17 protein-coding genes are annotated in these 19,497 nt (G+C 56.0%); 9 read left to right on the top strand and 8 right to left on the bottom strand.

Translation table 11 applies throughout. The features are described 5' to 3' along the window. Positions 1–48: 48 nt before the first annotated feature. Positions 49–771 (bottom strand): TetR/AcrR family transcriptional regulator, encoded by a 723-nt coding sequence (locus R1T41_RS13660; protein WP_258547298.1) that lies wholly within the window; start codon positions 769–771, stop codon positions 49–51. 304 nt (positions 772–1,075) lie between these two features. On the opposite strand from R1T41_RS13660, the gene R1T41_RS13655 reads away from it, so the two are divergent. Both R1T41_RS13655 and argE read left to right on the top strand, forming a co-directional pair. Beyond that, entirely contained in the window at positions 1,076–1,843 is a 768-nt protein-coding gene (locus tag R1T41_RS13655) for an NAD kinase (RefSeq protein ID WP_062952983.1), read from the top strand. Next, positions 1,840–3,027 carry an acetylornithine deacetylase gene (argE, locus tag R1T41_RS13650; RefSeq protein ID WP_097050831.1) on the top strand — a complete coding sequence of 396 codons (1,188 nt, stop codon included), beginning with the start codon at positions 1,840–1,842 and terminating at the stop codon, positions 3,025–3,027. Before R1T41_RS13655 ends, argE begins: the two co-directional genes overlap by 4 nt. 55 nt (positions 3,028–3,082) lie before the next feature. Here the strand turns inward: argE and R1T41_RS13645 are convergent, their stop codons facing one another. The 5 genes from R1T41_RS13645 to R1T41_RS13625 form a co-directional block, all read right to left on the bottom strand. Next, on the bottom strand, positions 3,083–4,090 hold the full coding sequence (locus R1T41_RS13645; protein WP_317337523.1) for a hypothetical protein: 1,008 nt from the start codon (positions 4,088–4,090) through the stop codon (positions 3,083–3,085). 29 nt (positions 4,091–4,119) lie between these two features. Continuing rightward, complete coding sequence (locus R1T41_RS13640) at positions 4,120–5,649, bottom strand: hypothetical protein (protein ID WP_317337522.1); 1,530 nt, start codon at positions 5,647–5,649, stop codon at positions 4,120–4,122. A 170-nt stretch (positions 5,650–5,819) separates the two neighbouring features. After that, positions 5,820–6,689 carry an SH3 domain-containing protein gene (locus tag R1T41_RS13635; RefSeq protein WP_317337521.1) on the bottom strand — a complete coding sequence of 290 codons (870 nt, stop codon included), beginning with the start codon at positions 6,687–6,689 and terminating at the stop codon, positions 5,820–5,822. Positions 6,690–7,078: 389 nt separating this feature from the next. Continuing rightward, complete coding sequence (locus R1T41_RS13630; RefSeq protein WP_062952676.1) at positions 7,079–10,225, bottom strand: efflux RND transporter permease subunit; 3,147 nt, start codon at positions 10,223–10,225, stop codon at positions 7,079–7,081. 24 nt (positions 10,226–10,249) lie between these two features. Continuing rightward, the gene (locus tag R1T41_RS13625) at positions 10,250–11,440 is read right to left on the bottom strand and encodes an efflux RND transporter periplasmic adaptor subunit (RefSeq protein ID WP_247794332.1); all 1,191 of its coding nucleotides are present in this window, start codon (positions 11,438–11,440) and stop codon (positions 10,250–10,252) included. A gap of 166 nt (positions 11,441–11,606) precedes the next feature. Here R1T41_RS13625 and R1T41_RS13620 point away from each other — a divergent pair, with 166 nt between their 5' ends. From R1T41_RS13620 to R1T41_RS13610, 3 genes are all read left to right on the top strand, one after another. Then, complete coding sequence (locus R1T41_RS13620) at positions 11,607–12,278, top strand: TetR/AcrR family transcriptional regulator (protein ID WP_247793874.1); 672 nt, start codon at positions 11,607–11,609, stop codon at positions 12,276–12,278. 172 nt (positions 12,279–12,450) lie between these two features. Then, on the top strand, positions 12,451–13,611 hold the full coding sequence (locus R1T41_RS13615; RefSeq protein WP_317337519.1) for a hypothetical protein: 1,161 nt from the start codon (positions 12,451–12,453) through the stop codon (positions 13,609–13,611). Between the two features lie 25 nt (positions 13,612–13,636). Then, a complete protein-coding gene (locus R1T41_RS13610; RefSeq protein ID WP_317337518.1) occupies positions 13,637–14,005 on the top strand; it encodes a VOC family protein in 369 nt (122 codons plus the stop codon). A 6-nt stretch (positions 14,006–14,011) separates the two neighbouring features. On the opposite strand, the gene R1T41_RS13605 is transcribed toward R1T41_RS13610, so the two are convergent. Further along, a complete protein-coding gene (locus R1T41_RS13605; protein WP_317337517.1) occupies positions 14,012–14,767 on the bottom strand; it encodes an SDR family NAD(P)-dependent oxidoreductase in 756 nt (251 codons plus the stop codon). 158 nt (positions 14,768–14,925) lie between these two features. Here R1T41_RS13605 and R1T41_RS13600 point away from each other — a divergent pair, with 158 nt between their 5' ends. The 4 genes from R1T41_RS13600 (at position 14,926) to R1T41_RS13585 (ending at position 18,747) form a co-directional block, all read left to right on the top strand. After that, positions 14,926–15,828 carry an AraC family transcriptional regulator gene (locus R1T41_RS13600; protein WP_317337516.1) on the top strand — a complete coding sequence of 301 codons (903 nt, stop codon included), beginning with the start codon at positions 14,926–14,928 and terminating at the stop codon, positions 15,826–15,828. A gap of 138 nt (positions 15,829–15,966) precedes the next feature. After that, the gene (locus R1T41_RS13595) at positions 15,967–16,953 is read left to right on the top strand and encodes an ABC transporter substrate-binding protein (RefSeq protein ID WP_247793876.1); all 987 of its coding nucleotides are present in this window, start codon (positions 15,967–15,969) and stop codon (positions 16,951–16,953) included. Between the two features lie 84 nt (positions 16,954–17,037). Next, positions 17,038–17,817: an ABC transporter ATP-binding protein gene (locus R1T41_RS13590; protein WP_247793877.1), complete on the top strand. Its 780-nt coding sequence runs from the start codon at positions 17,038–17,040 to the stop codon at positions 17,815–17,817. A 3-nt stretch (positions 17,818–17,820) separates the two neighbouring features. Beyond that, positions 17,821–18,747 carry an ABC transporter permease gene (locus R1T41_RS13585; RefSeq protein WP_197467370.1) on the top strand — a complete coding sequence of 309 codons (927 nt, stop codon included), beginning with the start codon at positions 17,821–17,823 and terminating at the stop codon, positions 18,745–18,747. Between the two features lie 89 nt (positions 18,748–18,836). Here the strand turns inward: R1T41_RS13585 and R1T41_RS13580 are convergent, their stop codons facing one another. Next, the gene (locus R1T41_RS13580; RefSeq protein ID WP_317337512.1) at positions 18,837–19,472 is read right to left on the bottom strand and encodes a TetR/AcrR family transcriptional regulator; all 636 of its coding nucleotides are present in this window, start codon (positions 19,470–19,472) and stop codon (positions 18,837–18,839) included. Between the last annotated feature and the right edge of the window lie 25 nt (positions 19,473–19,497).

Genomic DNA, 19,497 nt, shown 5'->3' with positions numbered 1-19,497 from the left:
TTATATATTGAAATACCGTTAATTGAGCAGCCCTTTTGCCTTTAAACGCTAAGGTCTCAGCCCGTTCAGATACCGCGCATATTCGCGCGCAAATGCATCGTGGGTTTCGCTGTTACGCAATGCAGGCGGGCGGGTCAGAAAGCCATGCAGGGTGGCGATGATGAATTCCGCCACCGAGGACGGTTCGATGTCGGTGCGGATGGTTTTATTGAACTGCCCATGGCCCAGATGAAGCGCCAGTCCGCGCCGCCAGTATCGGTAAACCCCATCAATCCGCTTGCGCAGATTTTCATCAAGTTCCGCCGCCCCCGACGCCAGCCTCGCCAGAGGACAGCCACCTTCAAGCAGTTTCGGTGCATCCTTGGTACCAAGGCTATCGACCTGCCCCATCATGACCGGCAGGATATCTTCCTCGCCATCCAGCGGTTTTAGCCAGACATCATCGATATATTGCGGCAGGCATTCCTCGATCACGGCATAGGCGAGTTTCGCCTTGCCGGGAAAGTGATGATAAAGCGCGCCCTTGGTCGTGCCGGTACGGTCCAGAATCCGGTTGATCGATGCCCCGGCAAACCCTGCCATGCGGATTTCATAGAATGCGGCATCAAGGATCAGCTTGCGGGTTGCCTGCGGATTGCGGGGCTGACGCGTTGTCAGCGCGTTTTGGCCATGTTCGGCAATGGCATTTTCAATCGCACCTTCATCGACCGGGTCATCCGGATGGGAAATCCGGGCCAGTGCGGTCGTAATGCTAAAGGGCGGTTTGCTCATGATTTTTATATCTTGTGCCATGTTTGATAAGGCTGCCCAAGGTTCCCCTGTTTTTGCCCCAACGTCAATACGAGAGCACATTGCACCCAACGTGACCCTGCACACAGCATCCCCGTCTGCCAGATGATCCAGCCCCTTGCAATTCCAAGCAAACCAGTCTCTATTACGGGATTGCGGGGCCGTAATACGGTTCCCATATCCGGCCGGAAACGGCATGGAAACGCGTATCAAGACCAGGCCAAACGCCACCCTGACACGATTATGGTGGCATGCGATGACAGGATCGCATTCGATCGGAAAGCAGATGCATATTCATTCCATCGCCTTTGTCGCTGCCGACACCAAAATTGCCCAGGACGCGATGTATCGCCTGAAACATCGCTACGGCCATGTTTCGCCGGACACCGCCGATGTCATTGTTGCGCTTGGCGGCGATGGTTTCATGCTTGAAACCCTGCATCGTTATATGGGCCGCAAGGTGCCGATCTATGGCATGAACCGGGGCACGGTCGGCTTTCTGATGAATGAATTCCGTGAAATGGATCTGCCCGAACGCATTGCCGAAGCCCAGACCGTCGAACTGCACCCGCTGCAGATGGAAGCCCACACCATGCAGGGCGAAAGCATGTGTGCGCTTGCGATCAACGAAGTATCGCTTCTGCGCGAAACGCGACAGGCTGCCAAACTTCGCATCAAGATCGACGGGGTTGAACGGCTGGCCGAGTTGGTCTGCGATGGCGCATTGGTCTGCACACCGGCTGGAAGCACGGCCTATAACCTGTCCGCACACGGTCCGATCCTGCCGATGGGAAGCGGCCTTATGGCCCTGACCCCGATCAGCCCGTTCCGCCCGCGTCGCTGGCGCGGGGCACTTCTGCCGCACGGTGCCGAAGTTGTTTTTGATGTGCAGGACCCGCAAAAACGTCCGGTTTCCGCCGTGGCCGACTATACCGAGGTTCGCGATGTCTCGCGCGTGATCATCCGCGAAGACAGCAACATGAAAATCAAATTGCTGTTCGATCCCGAACACAATCTGGAAGAACGCATTCTTAAGGAACAATTCGTCGAATGAGTGCCGCCAACACCACCGCTATGCCGTCCGAGGCAACCCTTGACTGGCTCGCTAAACTGATCAGCCATCCAAGTGTTAGCCTGACCCCGAACCTTGCCCTGATCGAACAGGCGCAAGGCTATCTTGAGGACCTCGGCTATCTGTGCGCGGTCGTGTTTGACGAAACCAAAAGCAAGGCGAACCTTTACGCCACCATCGGCCCCGCGGTTGATGGCGGCGTGATCCTGTCAGGCCATAGCGACGTGGTTCCGGTCGAAGGCCAGAACTGGGCATCCGATCCCTTCACCACCGATATCCGCGGCGACAGGCTTTATGGCCGCGGCGCATGTGACATGAAGGGCTTTCTGGCCTGTCTGCTGGCCAAGGCGGAAACCTTCAAAAATGCCGATTTGCGCGTGCCGATCCATCTGGCTTTCACCTATGACGAGGAAGTCGGCTGCCTTGGCGTGCCAAGCCTGGTCGAAGCGATCAATGCCCTGCCCCACAAACCCGCCATGTGCATCGTGGGCGAGCCGACCAACATGCAGGTCATCACCCAGCATAAGGGCAAATATTCTGCCCGCGCGCATTTTACCGGACGTTCCGGTCATTCATCCCTTCCGGGCGAAGGGGTCAATGCAGTTGAATTTGCATCGGAATTTGTCGTCTTTCTGCGCCGCCTTGGCCAAAAATTCCGCAACGAAGGCCCGCATGATGACGAGTTCGTTCCCAACCATACGACCTTCCATAGCGGCGTGATCCATGGCGGCACACAGCTCAACATCATCCCGCAGAATTGCTATGTCGATTTTGAATTCCGCAACCTGCCCAATCATGACCGCAACGAGCTTAAGGGCCTGATTTTCGATTATCTCGACAATACCCTGATCCCGCAAATGCGCGAAACCTATGACGATGTCGGGGTTGAAATCGAAGTCGTATCCGATATGCCCGGCCTCGCCACCGGCGATGACGAGGAAGTCACCAGACTGGTCATGGAACTGACAGGTGCCAACACCACCGGCAAGGTCAGCTTTGGCACCGAAGCCGGCGTATTCTCGGCAATGGGCGACATCCCCACCGTCGTCTGCGGCCCCGGCAGCATCGAACAGGCCCACAAACCCGACGAATTCATCGAACTCGACCAGCTCGCGCGCTGCGAAAAGTTCCTCGACAAGCTTTTGGCGGTACTGGTCCGAAAGTAGAAAATCACCTGCCAGCGTCAAGGAAGCAACCCTCGAAGGTTGCTTCCTTGTTCAATCAGCTATCGAACTCGATTTTCAATACTTCGCGGTCAATTAGTTCAGACAAGGCATCCCCATTGCGGGTCGCTTGTTTTCCAAGGTTGTTAAAGCCGCTAAACATAACTTCAAATGCAGCAGCCCCAATATCTTCAAACGGTGTAGGATATTCCGGCTCATAAGCAAGGGTAAGAGTCCCCTCGGATGTTTCGAGCACCGACTTGGCTACCTCGGCCAGATGGCTTTCGAACCGACTTTGCAGCGGGTTTTCCAAAATCTGATGATCCAGCTTTCTGAAAAGTTCCTTGCGATAGGATGCCCCATCAAGAGCAGCTCCGCTTTCGACACTGGCATATTCGGCGATCCGGTCTTTAAGCCCCCGATCCGCCAAACGAAGAGAAACCGAATTCAAATCGGCCTTGCCCATATCATCAAGCATGCGCCCCATAGCATTAAAGCCACGCGCAGAAAAACGCTCGACCGGCGGTGCTGTGAAACGGCTGACACTGATTTCGAACTCACTATCCAGTAAATCCGGCATGGAAATATCAAGAGATGCCAACGCATCGCCTTTGGCAATATCGTATTCATATTCAATACCAATATCGCCGCGCACTGCATCCACCCCTATCATGAATGGGGATGGCGCACCAAACAGCCCGAATGAGCTTGCTGCAATCGGAAAATCGATGTCTTCCAACAGAAGATCGACACTTCGCAACTGCCCGCTACGTTCATCCAGATCGTAGTTCGAAACAGTCAAAGCCCCAACTGTGCCCTCTGTCCCCTGAAAACTCAGACGCACATTATGCAATGTCACGCTCTGCCCGATAAGGGACGCATCGATTTCCCGATAACGGATGTCGCGATCAAGTTCGTTTTCTCGAAGGAACCGGGCGATCTCGATTTCGGCTTCATTTGCGATATGACTTTGAAAGCCGAAATATCCCCCCGCGAGAATCACAACAGCAACGACGGCTGCAATCAATCCGATTTTTTTGCGGCCTTTTCGGGAAGGCTCGGACATATGATTATTATTCTGTTCCATATCCACACCTATTCCCTTGCGCCTGACCATTGCGGATATTGTGTCCGGACATAAGCAGCAACATCTTCTTTATTCATGCAAATCCGGCCATCACATTTCGTCGCCTTATCAACTGATATAACGCTATAAAGCGCGCCATCGATCTTCTGGCCGTCCCCCATGCCAGAAACAAAATACCAATCACCTTCTTCTAGCCCCTCCCCCGTCAGATAGACACGCGATGGCCATTTGGCGCGATAACCGACACTGTCGCGATCCCCGACCTCCACAAAGGCCCGAACCGGAAATTTCTGACCGCGAGAAAAGGCGCTGGCGGCAATATCATAGGGATTGTCAAAAGACGGATTGCCATCGTGATGCAGGGCCGCAAGCTTGGCCGGAACGACACCATCTCCGGCAAGACTGTCATAAAGCTTTTGCGCTTGTGCATCCTCGCGTTCCTGCTGAACACGGCGCAGCTCTTCTTCATGGCTGCGCTGGGCAGCAAGACGCTGTTCCTCGGCCCGACGCTGCTCTTCTGCGGCCTTCCTTACTGCGGCCATATGCTGTTCACGCGCCGCAATAAACTTGGCCTCATCATGATGCACCAGCAGATAGTCAAGCTGTTCCCCAGTAAAGATTTTAACGTCAATAAATTCAGCCTTGAGTTCGTAATGTTTTGGCCAACCTGTTTTAAGACCCACACCCGAAAGCTGTGCCAAATAGGTGATGCGCACCCTATTGCCAACCGCCTGCAAACGATCTACCGCACTGCGCCCCAAATCTCCGGGCAAATAGATTTTTTGGTTAAAACTGTCTGGCAGACCTTCAAAACTGACATGAACCCGACCGCCAATTGCATTATCATCAAAATCACCGCTTCCGTAGAAACAACGGACTTCATATTGCCTCTCCGACGGAATAAAACCGCCGATGTCGAGCATCGAAGTCTCAAAATCATACTGACGGCGAACATCAAAGGTGAACGAAAACTCGAACAAATTTGATGCAGAATCTGATTTCGCAATCACCTCCGGTTTAACCTTTTTTCGCCAATCTCTCAGGTCAAACTCGTTCTTCCAGACGGCCCGATAGTCGTCACAACTTTCCAGTGACGCGAACTGATCAATTACACGATCATCGTTCAGGGCCTCGGGATAGTATTTCGCTGCAAGCCAAAAGACATTCTCGGCCGTCAAGGAAACCGGCTTCACATCCGGTTGCTTCTTCTCAACAACAACCGGCTTTTCCTGCTTTGCAACAGTCGGCGCTGGCGGCGCTTCCGGTACTTCGGTTATTTCTTTCGCTGCATCGTCTTTCGGCGTCACATCCTCCGCAGTTTTTTGCGCAGGATCAGCCACAGCAACCTCAGTCGCAATAGCCCAGCCGCTTGCCTTTGCAATTCTGAAATCGCGCGTCAGGCTACCAGCACTGTCGGTCACCTCAATCCTCGCCGTTTCCATCTGCGGGCATTCTGCATCAAAGACCTTTGCGATGGTCGGGAAAAGAGTTTCTTCCTTATCCACCAAAGGACTGTCCGCGTTGCGTGCAAGCTTCAAATGCGCATCCGCTTTGCACCAGCTATCCCCCCCCACACCAAACAGCTCGATACCAAGCTTCGAGGACCGTGCGATCTGCTTTGTTTCCGCGGCCTCAACATCAAACGGCACCGACAGAAGTACCACTGACGCCATCAGCGGTGCCGCCACAAGAAAACGACGATATCCCATCAGCCAAGCTCCCATACACCATCCGGCGACTTGCACGCGGAATAGCTTTTCTGCTCGCTCTCGCTGCCATCGCTGACAGTCATGGAAACGTCGCGGCAGGTCGTCTGCACGATCAATGTCTCAGTCTCGAACTCTGCATCAAGATCAATGACGTCGCTATCGCGCTCGACAACCTCTTCCGCCGCAACTTTCGCTGCTTCGGGGTCTTGTGCTGGATCTGCTGCTACCATTTGCATGTCGGGGGCCGTGTTCGGCTCTGCCAAAAGCGTGTGATACACATAACCAATGGCCTTGCCATCACGCCCGACCAGATACCAGTTGCCGTTGGCAACACTACCAACCGCATTGATATGATCGCCAGCCCTCAACCCTGTCAGGATATCTGAATCAGTCGAAGGCGCGGAACGCACATTGGCCCCCTTGGTGATCACACGCTCTTCTCCCACAATCGTCATGCCCACTGGGCTAGCCACGACTTTCGGACGCTGTACATCCACCTTGGCCGCCACCTGTCGGGTATTGGTCGGTATGATTTCGGCACTTGCCCCGGTATCGGGGTTATTCCAGGTAACTGTTTCACCGTCATTTCCCGCATCGAGAGTCCGGGTGGTCGCCTGCTGCACGGCTTCGGCATCTTTGGGGTCAAGCATTCCACCGACCCAGTCGCCAATCATGTAGCCCGCCGTCGCCCCGATGGCGGTTGCGATAAGCTGACCGGTTCCGCTGCCGAACTGTGCGCCTAACAATGTCCCCCCGACCACCCCGACGATGGAACCGACGGTCTGCCCCGTCGTCTTGTTGCATCCGCCAAGTGCGAGTACAGACATCAGAACCAGCGCGGTCGTGCCACGCAACACAGCTTTATTCATAAAAAATACCCCCTTGGTATCAAACCGGAAGACTGTCCCTAATAAAGATTTATCGAACTAAACTTTTAGATGTCAATGCGCGTCGAACACACGCAAAAGCAATTAAATTGCTTGAAAAAAATCACTATCAATGAAACAGAAATCAACGTGTTAGCCTCCCAATACAAAGGGATAGCGCCTACAAGTTGAAAACCACCCAAATGGGTGGGGGAAATTCACGACTTGACGCCAACGCCGCCAGCAGACAAAACAAAGGGCCGGTGCAATGCACCAGCCCTTCTTACGCACGCGCAACGGCGGGGTCGGGGGACTGCGCAGACAAGTCTGCAACCGTCGCGAGCGCGCCGACAAAGCCGGTCTGTTAAATCAGACCGGCTTTGCTTTTTGATTTATTCGGCCGGATGTTCGTGGGCCGCCTTGACATCACCGCGTTTCGAACGGTTCTTGGCAAAGGCACCAACAATCAGCACGAAGAACAGCGGCACGAAGAAGATCGCAAGGATCGTTGCCGCAATCATGCCGCCCATAACCCCGGTACCCACCGCAACACGCGCCCCCGCACCGGCACCGGTACTGATCGCAAGCGGCAGAACACCAAGCGTAAAGGCCATCGAAGTCATGATGATCGGACGCAGACGCTGACGCGCGGCCTCGATCGTGGCTTCAAGCAGCCCCATCCCCTGATCATAAAGTTCGCGTGCGAACTCGACGATCAGAATGGCATTCTTGGCCGAAAGCCCGATGGTGGTCAGGATCGCGACCTGGAAGTAAACGTCATCGGGAAGCCCGCGCAGCAAGGCTGCAATCACGGCACCCAAAACGCCCAGTGGCACGACCATCATCACCGAAACCGGAATGGCCCAGCTTTCATACAGCGCCGCAAGGCACAGGAAGACCACGATCATCGACAGGGCATAAAGGGCCGGACCCTGTTCGCCTGCCTCGCGTTCTTCATAGGAAAGCCCCTGCCATTCAAGGCCGATGCCGCCCGGAAGCTTGGCGACGATTTCTTCCATCGCCTTCATCGCATCACCCGATGCAACACCCGGTGCCGCCTGCCCCTGAATATTGACAGACGAAAGACCGTTAAAGCGTTCCAGACGTGGTGATCCATATGTCCATTGCGTGGTCGAGAAGGCGGAAATCGGTACCATCTCGTCATGGCTGTTGCGGACATACCAGTGATCAAGGTCTTCGGGCATCATGCGGTATTTCGCATCTGCCTGCATATAGACGCGCTTCACACGGCCTTTTTCGATGAAGTCGTTGACATAGCTCGACCCCCAGGCGGTTGCCAGCGTGCGGTTGATATCGGCAATATCAACCCCCAGCGCGCTTGCCTTTTCCTGATCGATATTGATGTCGAACTGCGGCATGTCATTCAGGCCGTTCGGGCGAACCCCCACAAGGCGCGGGTCCTGTGCCGCCATGCCAAGCAACTGGTTGCGTGCCGCCATCAGGGCATCATGCCCCGAGCCGCCACGGTCGACCAACTGCATGTCGAAACCGTTCGCCGTACCGAGCTCGATAATCGCCGGCGGGGCAAAGGCAAAGACCATGGCCTCGCGGATCTGGGCAAAGGCACCATAGGCCCGCCCGATCACCGCCGCAACCGACTGGCCCGGTTCGTTACGTTCCGACCAGTCTTTCAGGTTGACGAAGGCAATACCCGCATTCTGGCCACTACCGGCAAACGAGAAGCCAGCCACGGTAAAGATACCGTTCACCACTTCCTTCTCGTCTTCCATGAAGTGCTTCTCAAGCTTCTTGAGAACCTCGACCGTCCGTTCCTGCGAGGCACCGGCCGGCAGCTGAACCATCGAGAACATGATCCCCTGATCCTCGTCCGGCAGGAACGAGCCCGGCAGACGCACAAACAGGAAGGCCAGACAGCCGACAAGAATGCCATACACGAACAGATAGCGCCATTTGCGGTTCACAACATGGCCGACACTGCCCTGATAGAAGTTGTTGGTCTTGTCGAACCCGCGGTTGAACCAGCCAAAGAAACCTTTCTTAGCATGCGGATCACCCTTGGACGGTTTAAGCATGGTCGCACAAAGTGCTGGTGTCAGGACAATCGCCACAATCACCGACAGCACCATCGCCGAAACGATCGTGATCGAGAACTGGCGATAAATCGCCCCGGTCGACCCGGCAAAGAAGGCCATCGGCACGAACACCGCCGACAGAACCAGCGCAATACCAACAAGCGCGCCGGTAATCTGGCTCATGGATTTGCGCGTCGCCTCACGCGGCGGCAAACCGTCTTCATGCATCACACGTTCAACGTTTTCGACCACCACGATGGCGTCATCGACCAGAAGGCCGATGGCCAGCACCATGCCAAACATGGTCAGCGTGTTGATAGAATAACCAAACGCCGCCAGCACCCCGAAGGTACCCAGCAAAACCACCGGCACCGCAATCGTCGGGATCAGGGTCGCGCGCCAGTTTTGCAGGAACACGAACATCACCACGAAAACAAGCACGATGGCTTCAAACAGGGTGTGAACCACTTCCTCGATCGAAACCTTGACGAATGGGGTCGTGTCATAGGGATAAACCACTTCCATCCCCTGCGGGAAGAAGGGTTTGAGTTCCTCGACGCGCGCCTTGACCGCCTCGGCGGTATCAAGCGCATTGGCCCCGGTTGCAAGGTTGATACCGATACCGGTTGCGGCCTGCGCATTATAACGCGCAATCACGTCATAGCTTTCGCCGCCTATCTCGATACGGGCGATATCGCCCAGACGGATTTGCGATCCGTCCGTGTTTACACGCAGCAGAATATTGGCAAACTCGTCAACCGTCTGCAGCTTGCTTTGGGCGGTAATCGTCGCGTTGATCTGCTGCCCCGGCACCGAAGGCGCACCACCGATCTGACCGGCGGTGACTTCGGTATTCTGGGCTTCAATCGCGGCACTGACATCGGAAACCGTCAGGTTATAGGAAATCAGCTTGTTCGGGTCGAGCCAGATACGCATCGCGTGCTGGGCACCGAACACCTGAACCGAACCGACACCATTCACACGCGCAATCGGGTCTTCGATGGTCGAAACCACGAAATCCGAAAGGTCTTCGGCATTCATCGAACCATCGGCCGACACAAAGCCCAGAACCATCAGGAACGAACCGCTCGATTTCGAAACCGTGATGCCCTGCTGCTGAACTTCGCTTGGCAGGCGCGACATGGCGGCCTGCAACTTGTTCTGCACCTGAACCTGCGCGATATCGGGATCAGCTTCGGGTTCGAAGGTCAGCGTGATGGATGCACTACCCGTCGCACTACTGTTCGACGACATATAGCGCAGATAATCCAGCCCGTTCATTTCCTGCTCGATAACCTGCGTCACCGTGTTTTCCACGGTTTCCGCCGAAGCCCCCGGATAGGTCGCCTCGATCTGCACCGATGGCGGTGCAATCGAAGGATATTGTTCGATCGGCAGCTGCAGAATGGACAGCCCCCCCGCCAGCATGATCACCAGGGCCACAACCCAGGCGAAGACGGGGCGATCAATAAAAAACTTTGCCATTAGAAATCGTCCTTAATCTTCAGCTTACTGGGCTGAACCTTGGGCGGCACCCTGGGCGGCATTCGCGGTCTCGACAGGCTGTCCCGTCACCGGTGCACCCGGTGCAATACGCTGAATGCCATCGACGATCAGCTGTTCGCCGTCCTCGACACCATCCGTCACCAGCCAGTTCTCGCCTTGCGACTGTTCGATCTGGATATCCTTTGAAACAACCTTGCCATCCCCAATGGTATAGACATAGGCCGAGCCATCCGGGCGGCGCATAACCGCCTTCTGGGGGATAAGGAAGGCCCCTTCAAGCTTGCCCTGACGCACCTGTCCGCGCACGAACATGCCCGGCAGCAGCACGCCATCCGGGTTCGGGAATACCGCGCGCAGGCGGATCGTTCCGGTGGTTTCGTTCACCGATACGTCGGAAAACTGCAACGTCCCGGTATGCGGATATTCAACACCGGTCGCATCAATAATCAGGGAAACCTCGATCTTGCCGTCTTCAACACCCTGGATGCGGCCGTTCTGGATCGCCTGTTTGATCTTCATCAACCGGCCACCGGCCTGCGTCACATCGACATAGATCGGATCAAGCTGCGTGATCGTGGTCAGCGCATCCGTCTGGTTGGTCGTCACAAGTGCACCTTCGGTCACATCCGATGCACTGATCTGGCCCGAAATCGGGGCGGTTACGGTGGTGTATTCGACATTGATACGTGCCTGGTCGACCTGTGCACGTGCGGCGGCAACTGCCGCTTTCGCCTGCGCTTCTGCGGCAATCGCGTCGTCAAAGGTCTGCTCGGAAACCGCCTGGGTTTTCACAAGGCTTTCGTAACGCTTGCGGGTTTTGGTCGTCTGATCAAGGGTCGCACGCTGCCGGGCAAGTTCCGCCTGTGCCGCGTCAAGTTCCGCCATGTAAACGGCCTGATCAATCATATAAAGCTGCTGACCGGCTTCAACAAACGCGCCTTCGGTAAAGTTGCGTTCCTTGATGATACCATCGACCTGCGGGCGCACGGCAGCCTTGCGGAAGGCAACGGTACGACCCGGCATTTCCTCGATCAGACCGACGGTCTGCGCTTCAAGCGTCACGGTACCAACCGGCGTTGCCTGTGGCTGCTGCTGTGCGCTGGCATCCGACTGTTGCGCTTCTTTCTGCTCATCACAGGCCGCAACCATCAATGCAAGCACAGCAACGCCTGCAAGTTTCAAACAAGATCGCATCGACAAAATGATTTTCCTTCTCACAGTCCTGTAAGCAGCGCTGCCCTGTCGGGGGAATATCAGGCAGCTTTGCCATTGAATTATTAAATACTGTACGGTACAGTACACATTGTGCGCTGCACGATCAAGAGCCAAAAACAACGTCGATAGCAAAGATCGAAAAACCATGAGCGAAACGTCAGAAACCCAAGGAAAACAATCCAGTCGCGGCTTCGCACGGCGACGCGCGATGATGGATGCTGCATGGCAGCTTCTGTTGGAAAAAGGTTTCTCTGGCGTTACGCTAAATGACGTAATTTCTCGATCCGGTGGCTCACGTACAACTCTTTACGAGGCATTTGGCGGAAAGGATGGGCTGCTGACAGCCGTCATGACAGAACGGTGCATGGAATTTTCCGCGGAATTGCATATTTCGCTGGAATCCAATCTCCCTCCTCGTGACGCTTTGACGGACTTCGCCTTTAAACTATCGACCAAGATACTAACCGAGGAAGCCGTTCGCTTCACGCAGATTCTGTTCTCCGAAGGACAGCATTTCATACCAATGGTTGAGAAGTTCCTGGAAGTCGGCCCCGAAAGCACGCGAAAACGCCTTGCAAACTACCTGAAACGCCAGAACGACCTTGGCAATCTTGTCATCGACGACCCCGATCATTACGCCGAAATCTTCGATGCAATGATTGTTGGCGACTGGCAGAATCAGGTCATGAAAATGATCTCTCCGCCCAAACTCAGCGAGGAAGAGATCACAATAAGGGTCAAACGCGCCGTCGACGTCTTCCTGTGTGGCGTGACCGTCGAAAGCAAGCGCGACAAAATCGGCTGCACCACCGACTGATCCCGACGGATATGCAAATCGCAGATCACCCCGCCAAGCTGATGTGATACACTTCACACTTGGGCCATTCAGGGCAACCTGAAGGCAGCCTGCAATAATCCCTGCCCCATCTTCACCAAATTTGCGCTAAACAATGGAACGGTTCAAACCATTACCCTTGGGGGCCCCGATCATGCCTGCACGCCGTATTGTCATCGGCATTGGTGTTTCACTGATTTCCCTTTGCGCAACCAGCGCAACCGCCTTTGCACTTGAAACGCAAAAGGCCCGCGAAATCATGGATGCGATCCTGATGCAGAACGGCATTTCCGCCACCGAAATGTCAGCGGAAAACAGCAACGGTGCCGTCATCTTCACCTATGACGACGTCCGCCTTGATCTCAGCGGTTATAGCTCGGCGCGTGAACTGGTTCTGGATGATGTCAGGGTTACGATGAACGACACCGATATCGCCAATCAGGTCGATATCGGTGTAACACTTCCCGAACGCGGAAAGATGCTGGCCGAAGCCACCAGTGACCAGCGCGAACTGACCATGCGCAAGGCACTTGGCAGCCTGCGCTGGGACCATGTTAACGGTGTGCCGGTCAACTTCGCCGGTTCGGCGGATTTCCTGATCGGTGATGAACCGGTGACGCGCAAACACTGGCTGATGAATGGCCTTGTCATTCGCTGGATGCCCGAAGAAGCCCGCATTTCCTGGCAGGCCGCCGAATGGACCGGCCCGAACCGGGAAAAACGTGGCTCGGTCAAATCGACAAGCTTCCTGCTTTATCCCGGCGAAAACGATGAAACCCATCTTGATTACGCCCATGACGGCCTTTGGCTGCCAAGCCTTCTGCAACCGCGCACCGTGCGCATCAAAAGCAGCAGCACCGGCCTGCCCTGGTCCGAAGCCCGGCCGATCCTGCAAAAGGGCTTTAACGACATGATGACCGGCCTTGCACCGCGCGCTGCCCGCCGCCAGATCGCCAATGATCTGTGGCAAAAGGCCGCCGATAATGGTGCCCCGGTCAAGATTGACGAAATCTATGTTGAAGGCCGCGGCCTCGAGGCACTCGGCAAGGGCGAGTTCATCGCCCAAAAGGCCGCGCGGTATGGCTTTTCCGGCCAGCTTGACGTTGATCTGATCGGGCGCGAACGCCTTCAGGACCTGATCGGCACCCCGCAAAGCCCGACTTTGCTGGGCGCGCTGGTACCCTTTGCCGTCGATGGCCTTGCTGCCGGTGAACCGGGCACACAGGGCACAACGAATTACGACGTGGAACTGCTGCGTGATGGCCGGATTGTCGTCAACGGCATCACCGTATTCAGCGGCACAAGTGGCAGCTGACAGTTTGGGGCGAACGGAAACCCAGATGCCAATCACCTGCAACCGGGTCGTTATTTACACAAAAAAAATCGATGAAATGATTCGCTTCTATGGCGATCTTTTCGTCTATCGCGCGATCCGTCAAGAAGACGACCGCATTGTCGAACTGCGCCCGGCAACAGATGGACTGATCCTGATGCTACATCCTGCGGGCAAAGGACAGAAAGAAGGCCAGTCCCTCGTCAAACTGGTCTTTGACGTCAAGAATGTTGAAGTCTTCCGCAAACAACTGGTTGCCCACGGCGTTGATGTCGGCCCGATCCATCAGGCGGATGGCTATCAGTTCGCCAATATGAAAGACCCGTCCGGAAATTCGGTTTCGATTTCCAGCCGGGCCTTTGCAGTCGGTTCCTGACCGGGCTTAGATACCCTGCCCGCCGGAAACCTCGATCCGCTGGGCATTGACCCACCGATTGTCTTCTGACAGCAGGCTGGCGATCATCGGTCCGATATCATCAGGCACGCCCACCCGGCCAAGTGCCGTCATTTCGGCAAATACCTTGTTCAGATCCGGGGTATCGCGCACCGCACCGCCAAGGAAGTCGGTTTCAATCGCGCCCGGGGCGACCGTATTGACCGCAATGCCGCGTGCCCCAAATTCCTTGGCCATATAAAGGCTCAGCACCTCGACCGCGCCCTTGACCGCCGAATAGGCGGAAAATCCGGGGAATGCCCCCTTGGTCAGCCCCGAAGACAGGTTCACGATCCGCCCGCCATCGGCAATCAGCGGCAACAAAGCCTGCGTTAAGAAGAAAACCCCTTTGAAATGCACATCAACCAGCTTGTCGAACTGTGCCTCGGTGGTTTCGGCAATCGATGCCATGTCGCCATGACCGGCATTGTTGACAAGATGGTCAAACATTTCCCGGCCCCAGACGTCGCGCAATCCGGTGCGCAGATTTTCGGCAAAACCGGCAAAGCTGGAAATGTCAGCAACATCAAGCTTCAGGGCCAATGCCTTCCGCCCCATTGCCTTAATCTCCGAAACCACTGCATCGGCATCGTCAGATCGGCTGTGATAGGTCACGATTACATCCCCGCCGTGGCGGGCAATGGCAAGGGCGGTATTGCGGCCAAGGCCACGGCTGGAACCGGTTACAATTGAAATCTTGGTCATCGGACAACTCCTTGGTTTGGTGATGTTGGTTCACGCTGTTTGGTGTTGTCCGTTATACTGCCGCCCCCTCCCGCCCGTCGTTGCCAGAACCTCGGCATACTTAGCCTAATCCTCCAAACCATATTTACGACGATATCAATCGGGATTAGGATCACGGCATGACAAACGCGCTTCTCACCGCGGTCCGGTCATGGCTTGATACCCGCGCCATCGACAGCGGACTGGCCCAGACACCCATTCCCGGCCTGACGACCATCCGGTCCGTCACGCCAAGCGGGCTGGATTATGCCATCTCGCGCCCGCTGGTTTGCCTGATCCTTCAGGGCAGCAAACAGGTTGCCCTTGGCAATCGGACCTTCACCCTGCGCCCGGGTGATACCCTTCTGATCACGGCCGATGTCCCGACCGTAAGCCAGATCACCGATGCCAGTTCCGATGCGCCCTATATGTCGCTGGTGCTTGATCTTGATCCATCGGTCATTGCCGACCTGTCATTGCAGATGGGCACCCCGCCGCAAAGCGATGATGCCGCCGTCATTGTCGCCCCCACCGATGCCGAGGTCGCCGATACCGCCCTTCGCCTGATGCGTCTGCTTGATCGTCCCGATGCCGTTCCGATGCTCCATCAATCCCTGATCCGCGAATTGCATTACTGGCTTCTGACCAGCCCGCATGGCACTGCCATCCGCCAGCTTGGCTGGCCCGACAGCCATACCCAGCGCGTGGCACGTGCGGTCGCCATCCTGCGCGAAGAATTCAGCAAACCCCTGCCGGTGGACCGGCTTGCCGCAACTGCGGGCATGAGCCCGTCCTCGTTTTACCAGCATTTCAAAACCGTAACCTCGCTGTCCCCGCGACAGTTTCAAAAACAGCTCCGCCTGATCGAGGCGCGCCGCCTGATCATGGCCGAAGGCATGACCGCAAGCAGTGCCGCCTATGATGTCGGCTATGAAAGCGTGTCGCAGTTCACACGCGAATATCGCCGCATGTTTGGCGTGCCGCCGGCCACCGACCGCGATATGGCGCGGGAACAATCGCCTGCATCCATGGCCGCCGAATAACAACATCACCTTATCCCTGATAATTCTACAGTGCTGCGCGTGACATCCTGTTGACGGGCCGTGACGAACTTCGCATGATCCGTTGGCAGGGTCGGTCTGCCACATACCGGCCTGATAAATCAGGGAGCTTCGTAAAAAATGAAAATCTTCAAATCCGGTCCGCTTTCCGGTCTTCTGATTGCTGGCGCGATGCTGGGGGCCATCGGCACCGCATCTGCCGAACCGATCAGGGTCGGCATTGCCAATTTCGGTGAACATCCGCAGCTGAACGCCGCCATCGCCGGTTTCAAGGAAGGCATGGAAAGCGGCGGCTTTGCCGAGGGAACCGACGTTGTCTATTCCGAAAGCCACACCAATTTTGATGCGTCTCTGGTCCCCCAGATGATCGCCAAATTGCAGGCCGAAAATCCCAAACTGATCTTTACCGTCACCACCCCGGTTTCCCAGATCGCCAAAAAAGCCTTGGCCGGATCGGGCATTCCGATTGTGTTTTCCGCCGTGACCGACCCGGTCGCTGCCAAGCTGGTCCCGTCGTGGGAAGCCGGTGACGAAGGCATGACCGGTGCATCGGACTTGCAGGATATCGACGCGGTTCTGGAATTCACCAAACTGCTGTTGCCGAATGCCAAACGTCTTGCCCTGCCCTATAACCCGGGCGAAGCCAATGACGTCGCCCTGCTTGAAAAGGTGCAGGAACTGGCTCCGGCACACTTCCTTGAAGTCGTTCCGGTCGGCATTGATAACGTCAATGATATCCAGCAGCGCATCACGTCGGTCGCTGGCAAGGCCGATGTCATCTATGCCCCGGCATCAAACCTGATCCAGCCAGCAATTGCCGCGGTTTCGGCGGCTGCACGCCAGATCGGCGTTCCGATTGTCAATTCCGATAGCTCGGCCGTTGCCAATGGCACCGTGCCTGCCAGCTTCTCGGTCGATTATGCGCAGGTCGGTTTAAGTGCCGGCATCATTGCGGCGGAAATCCTCAATGGCAAGGACGCGGCATCCATCGCACCGTCCAAACCATCCTATGTCAATCACGAGCCACTGATTTCGAAAAAAGCCGCCGATGCCTTTGGCATCACCATTCCCGAGGCACTCGCCAATTGCGGCTGCGTCGTCGAATAAGCTGATCCGGCCTCACATGACATTTGGCGCCCCGCATTCCGGTATCACCCGGGGGGCGCCAATGTTGCTTTACGGAGGATACGGATGCTTGAAATCCGGTCTGCACGAAAAACCTTTTACAAAGGCCAGCCCGACGAAAAAGTCGCGCTTGATGATCTTTCGCTGACACTTCAAACCGGCGAATTCGGTGTTGTCATCGGCTCCAACGGGGCAGGCAAAAGCACGATGCTAAACGCCGTTTCCGGCGCGATGCCCCTTGATCGCGGCCAGATCCTGATCAATGGCGATGATGTCACCAACACGCCCGTGCATAAACGCGCCATGCGCATTGCCCGTGTGTTTCAGGACCCGATGTTGGGTACTGCTGCCAGCATGACGGTTGCCGAAAACATGCTTCTGGCCGAACTGCGCAGCAAAAGCCGCACCTTTGCCCGTGGGCTTAATGCCAAACGTCTTGCTGATTACAAGGAACGCCTGTCAATCCTGGGTCTTGGCCTTGAAAACCGGCTTGATACCCGCGTTGAACTGCTTTCGGGCGGGCAACGTCAATCGCTGTCGCTCATCATGGCGGTCGGCGGATCGCCCGATCTTCTGCTGCTCGATGAACATACCGCCGCCCTTGATCCGCGCACTGCCGATCTTGTCATGGGGGCAACCGTGCGCGCCGTTGATGCGCTTAAACTCACCACGCTGATGGTCACCCATAACATGCAGCACGCGGTTGATTACGGCCACCGCGTCATCATGCTGGACGCGGGCAAGGTCAAACTGCAAATCGGCGGCGAAGAAAAGGCCGATGTCACGGTGGCAAAGCTGATCGATCATTTCTCGGTCAAATCCGATGCCATGTTGCTGGGGGCCTGATTGATGATGGAATTCCTTTCTTCGACCTTCACAAGCTATGTGGCACTGGTCCCGGTAACATTGGCACAAAGCCTGATCCTGGCGTTTGTGGTCATGGGCATCATGATCCCGTTCCGCACCCTGCATTTCCCCGACCTCACCAGCGAAGGCGCCTATCCGCTGGGCGGCTGTGTTGCCGGGGTTCTGATTGCCGCCGGAATCAATCCGGCCCTGGCGATCGTCGCCGCTCTTCTGTGCGGTTTTGCTGCTGGTTGCTGTACCGCGCTCATCCATCTGCGGTTCCGCATCCACACGCTTCTGGCCGGGATCCTGATGATGACGATGCTTTACAGCATCAATCTGCGCATCATGGGTAAATCGAACCTGTCGATCTTTGGCACCGGTTCGGTATTTGACTGGGCACCCTTCGTCACGCCGGGCTTCCCGGCGGCCAAAATCATCATTGCCGGGATCATCGGGGCTGCGGTGTTTGTGGCGCTTAACTGGTTCTTTAAAACCGAAAAGGGCACGGCGATGCGCGCGGTCGGCGCCAACCCGGCCATGGCAGAGGCCCAAGGCATTTCCGTCTGGGTTTCAACCATCGGCGGCGTTGGCCTCGCCAGTGCCTTTTCGGCCACCAGCGGCGCGCTTATGGTCCAGTCACAGGGCTTTGCCGATGTGAATATGGGCCTTGGCATCCTGATCAATGGCTTGGCCGCACTCATGATCGGCGAGGCAATTGTTGGCAAACACAGCGTCTTCCGACAGCTCCTCGCCCCGTTTGTCGGCGCGATCATCTATTATCAGCTGGTGTCGCTCTGCCTGGCCGCCGGTATGCCCCCGCCCGATCTGAAACTGGCAACCGGGCTTTTCGTTCTCGCCATGCTGGCCCTGCCCAGCCTCAAACGTGGCCGCGGCGGTGCCCCGGCCCGCGAAAAGTTCCGCGAATGAAAAACAAAGGGCGGGGTCACATGATCCCGCCCTTTTCGCCTCTGTTATAATAATGCGCGCATCATTCCGGATGCTGCGATCATTTCGACTTACAAGCGCAAACCGGCCAGTACCTCATTTATCATCTGCTTAAGATCAGAACGTGCAACACCATCACGAGCCTGCACCGACATTCCCTGCATGACGGTGGCTAAATAAAACGCCTTGGCATTCGCCGTTTTCTTGTCGAGCCAACGGTTTAGCGTTTCTGCAATACGTGATTGCATCTGACTTCGTCGCATGGATATAGACGCCGCAATATCCGCGTGATCCGCCCCATATTCGAGCATTCCCGTAGAAATCATGCAGCCTGCTTCACGTGCGGGATCTGTAATCACCTCTACCGCCCGGTGCAGCAATCCACTGATCGCATCCTCAAGTGTCGCCGCTTCGGTCAGACCATCAAGCGCACCGGGCAACCCATCATAAAGCTCTAGAGCCTCGCGGAATAATCCGGCCTTGTTGCCAAACGCGCTGTATAAACTGGGCGGCGCAATACCGATTGCCCGTGTCAGATCATTGATCGAAACGGCTTCATATCCATGACGCCAGAAAAGGTGCATGGCAGTTTTGACCGCTTCATCGCGATCAAAACTGCGGGGGCCTTTCCGTCTGGATACTGGTTGTTTATTCATGGTTGTCACTAAATACAAGACACCCCAAAAAGGCAAGGAATTGACGGGCAATCACAGTGTGTCTGCCGCTTCAACA

Source organism: Thalassospira lucentensis (genome assembly GCF_032921865.1).
In the GTDB taxonomy this organism is placed as follows: domain Bacteria; phylum Pseudomonadota; class Alphaproteobacteria; order Rhodospirillales; family Thalassospiraceae; genus Thalassospira; species Thalassospira lucentensis_A.
The sequence above is the reverse complement of the archived record's forward strand: the minus strand, read 5'-3'. Positions and strand labels throughout refer to the sequence as shown.